Source organism: Methylophaga sp. UBA1464 (assembly GCF_002325665.1).
Taxonomy (GTDB): Bacteria; Pseudomonadota; Gammaproteobacteria; order Nitrosococcales; family Methylophagaceae; genus Methylophaga.
This window is the reverse complement of sequence record NZ_DCSO01000048.1, coordinates 41,347-45,188: the sequence shown is the minus strand read 5'-3', so window position 1 is coordinate 45,188 and position 3,842 is coordinate 41,347. Positions and strand designations below refer to the sequence as shown.

At 47.0% G+C, this 3,842-nt stretch carries 2 protein-coding genes and 1 pseudogene; all 3 read left to right on the top strand.

Annotated elements, in window-relative coordinates; genetic code table 11:
* Positions 1-325, top strand: a pseudogene (locus tag B3O33_RS05805) (glycoside hydrolase family 43); the annotation flags it as partial.
* Complete coding sequence (rbbA, locus tag B3O33_RS05800; protein WP_292359740.1) at positions 325-3,105, top strand: ribosome-associated ATPase/putative transporter RbbA; 2,781 nt, start codon at positions 325-327, stop codon at positions 3,103-3,105. The pseudogene B3O33_RS05805 and the gene rbbA, both read left to right, overlap by 1 nt.
* Before the next feature lies 1 nt (position 3,106).
* On the top strand, positions 3,107-3,842 hold a 736-nt coding region (locus B3O33_RS05795; RefSeq protein ID WP_292363177.1), incomplete at its 3' end, for an ABC transporter permease.

The following is a 3,842-nucleotide window of genomic DNA, read 5'->3' as shown; positions in this document are numbered from 1 at the left end:
GGTATATATGACCTTCTTTTTACCGACCAGCAGTGCCGGACGTCTGGCATTAGGTACAGAGGTCAGAATTATTATCGATGCAGCACCGAATTATGTTTTTCCAGCCAAAGTATCTTTTGTCGCCGATGTCGCCCAGTTCACACCTAAGTCAGTCGAGACTGCCAGTGAACGGGAAAAACTGATGTTTCGGGTGCGTTCCCAAATTCCTCAGGATTTGCTGGATGCGAATATTCTTCGTGTAAAAACCGGTTTGCCAGGCATGGCGTTTATTCTTGAAAATGCACAAGGAGAGTGGCCAGAACATATGGCGGTGAGGATTCCTTAATGACCTGGTCGCCACTGACGGAGGTTAACAGCAAGCGCCCAGTTGTAGTGCTGAAAAATGTTCGTCTCGACTATGGCAAAACACAGGCATTGAAAAATCTGAATCTCGATATTCCAGCAGGGGTGATGGTTGGCGTCATCGGTCCTGATGGCGTCGGTAAATCCAGCTTGTTTTCGCTGATATCTGGTGCACATGCCATTCAGCATGGTGAGGTAGAGGTGCTTGGCGGTGATATGCAGCAAAAAAAGCATCGTCAATCGGTTTGCCCACGGATCGCCTATATGCCACAAGGTCTGGGTAAAAACCTCTATCACACGTTATCTGTATTCGAAAATGTCGACTTCTTTGCTCGTTTATTTGGCCAGGATCGGGCTGAGCGTGAACAACGCATCACACAATTATTGCAAGCCACCGGACTGAGTGCTTTTGCTAATCGTCCAGCAGGCAAACTATCCGGCGGTATGAAGCAGAAATTAGGATTATGCTGTGCGCTGATTCATGATCCGGACTTATTGATTCTGGATGAACCAACAACGGGTGTGGATCCGTTATCCAGACGCCAGTTCTGGACCTTGATTAATCGCATTCGGCAAGACAATCCTCTAATGAGTGTTTTAGTGGCCACCGCCTATATGGAAGAGGCCGCAGATTTTGATTGGTTGGTCGCTATCAATCAGGGTCAGGTATTGGCTACCGGAACCCCGCAGCAGCTACTTGAGCAAACTTCTACCACCTCACTGGAATCGGCTTTTATTGCCTTACTACCGGCGATACAACGTGGTCGCCACCAAGCAGTTGTGATTCCGCCGCGTAATGAATCTATTCAGGATGGTTTTGCGATCGAAGCGGATAATCTCACTATGCGCTTTGGTGATTTTACAGCGGTCGATAGGGTGAGTTTTCGTATACCGCGTGGTGAGATTTTCGGCTTTCTCGGTTCCAATGGTTGTGGCAAAACCACCACGATGAAAATGCTCACTGGCTTATTGGCCGCCACTGAAGGCCAGGCCAGGTTGTTTGGCAACATGATTGATCCTCATGATCTGACAACCCGACAACGCGTGGGCTATATGACGCAATCCTTCTCTTTGTATGGCGAACTCACAGTCAGGCAAAACCTGGATCTGCATGCACGTTTATTCAAACTGCCATCGCAGAATATTGCGAGTCGAATCAGCGAAATGGCAAAACGTTTTGAACTTGAAACGGTGATGGATAGTTTGCCGGAGTCGTTACCGTTAGGACAAAGACAACGATTATCGCTGGCGGTAGCGATGATTCATGGTCCGGAAATGCTGATTCTGGATGAACCGACATCAGGTGTTGATCCGATTGCCCGCGATGCGTTCTGGCAAATCATGGCGGATTTGGCGCGGCATGATGGGGTGACTATCTTTATCTCCACACATTTTATGAATGAAGCGGAGCGCTGTGACCGGATTTCATTGATGCATGCCGGACGGGTATTAGTGACAGATACTCCCGATAACTTAAAAGCCTTCAAGAAAACCACATCACTTGAAGATGCCTTTGTCGATTATCTGCAGGAAGAAGTCGATCGACACGAGAAAAAGCAAGCGGTTGCCGAACAAACTGCTGAAAACACTCTGCCAACACCCATTAAAACAGCTGTTGCTACGAATACGGATAACCGATTCAGCCTGCGACGTTTATATAGTTACAGCCGACGTGAAACACTCGAATTGCTCCGTGACCCTGTGCGTTTAACGCTGGCGATGGTGGGGACTTTATTACTGATGTTTGTAGTCGGCTATGGCATTAGTCTGGATGTTGAAGATCTCAAATTTGCTGTGCTGGATGCTGATCAATCTGCTACCAGTCGTGATTACACATTGAATTTATCCGGTTCACGTTATTTTATTGAGCAGCCTGCGCTATATAGCCATGCTGAAATAGAAAAGCGCATGCAGTCAGGTGAATTGAGTCTGGCGATCGAGATTCCCTATGGTTTCGGCCGGGATCTGGCACGTGGTCAATCTGTAGAAATTGGTGCCTGGATTGATGGTTCAATGCCAACCCGCGGTGAAAATGTTCGTGGATACGTGCAAGGGATGCACGCCCATTGGCTCACCACTAAATCAAGAGAAATACTGGGCTCGGCGATATTCGCTCAGCCGGCGACGATTGAAACCCGCTTTCGTTATAATCCCGATGTGAAAAGTTTGGTGGCAATGGTACCCGCGATGATTCCTTTGCTATTGATGTTGATTCCATCCATGTTGACGGCGCTTTCGGTGGTTCGTGAGAAAGAGTTGGGGTCGATTGTAAATCTGTATGTCACCCCGGTCAGTCGTCTGGAATTTCTGTTGGGTAAACAACTACCTTACATTGCGTTGGGCATGCTGAATTATTTTTTACTGGTGTTATTTGCTGTCTTTATCTTTCAAGTGCCCTTTACCGGCAGTTTTCTTACCTTGTCGTTTGCAGCACTATTCTATGTATTTTGTGCAACCTCGTTAGGGTTGTTGATATCGGCCTTTACCCGCAGCCAGATCGCGGCATTATTTGGCACAGCATTACTAACGCTGGTACCCGCGGTACAATTTTCCGGCATGATTGATCCGGTGTCTTCGATGCAAGGTGCCGGCAGATGGATTGGTGAGATTTATCCGGCGACGCATTTTCTCACCATTTCTCGTGGTGTGTTTTCCAAAGGGCTGTCTTACACCGATTTACAATCTGCCTTTATCGCTTTGTTTATTGCGGCTCCAGCCTTATTATTTATGGGCGTGATGTTACTGAAAAAGCAGGAGCGCTGAGATGGGTGTCGCCAATCTGCTGCATTTAGGCATCAAAGAATTACGAAGTCTGGCGCGTGATCCGGTATTGATGATTTTCATTGTTTACGCATTCAGTTTATCAATTTATACCGCTGCGACAGCGATGATTGATTCCTTGAATACTGCACCGATAGCCATTGTTGATGATGATCGTTCACCCTTATCTATGCGTATTGTAGATGCTTTCTATCCACCGTATTTTATGCCTCCTGTACTGGTTGAACAGCATGAAATAGATGCTCGTATGGATATGGGAATTGATACCTTTGCTTTGCATATTCCGTCTAATTTTCAACGTGATTTACTGGCTGGTCATCAACCCGTTATTCAGTTAAATATTGATGCTACCCGAATGGGGCAGGCGTTTACCGGAAATAGTTATGTACAGTCCATTGTCAGTGGAGAAATAACAGCCTTTGTTGAACGGCATCGTCAAATCAGCACGACGCCAGCAGATCTGGTACTGCGGGCAAAATTTAATGCCGAACTCAATAGCCAATGGTTTGGCGCGGTAATGCAGTTGATTAACAACATTACGATGCTGTCAATTATTCTCACTGGGGCTGCGCTTATCCGGGAGCGTGAGCATGGCACGGTCGAGCATTTACTGGTGATGCCAGTCACACCGTTTGAGATCATGGCCAGCAAAGTCTGGTCGATGGCATTAGTGGTATTAGTCGCCACAGCTTTATCATTGTGGCTGGTGGTTCAGACAT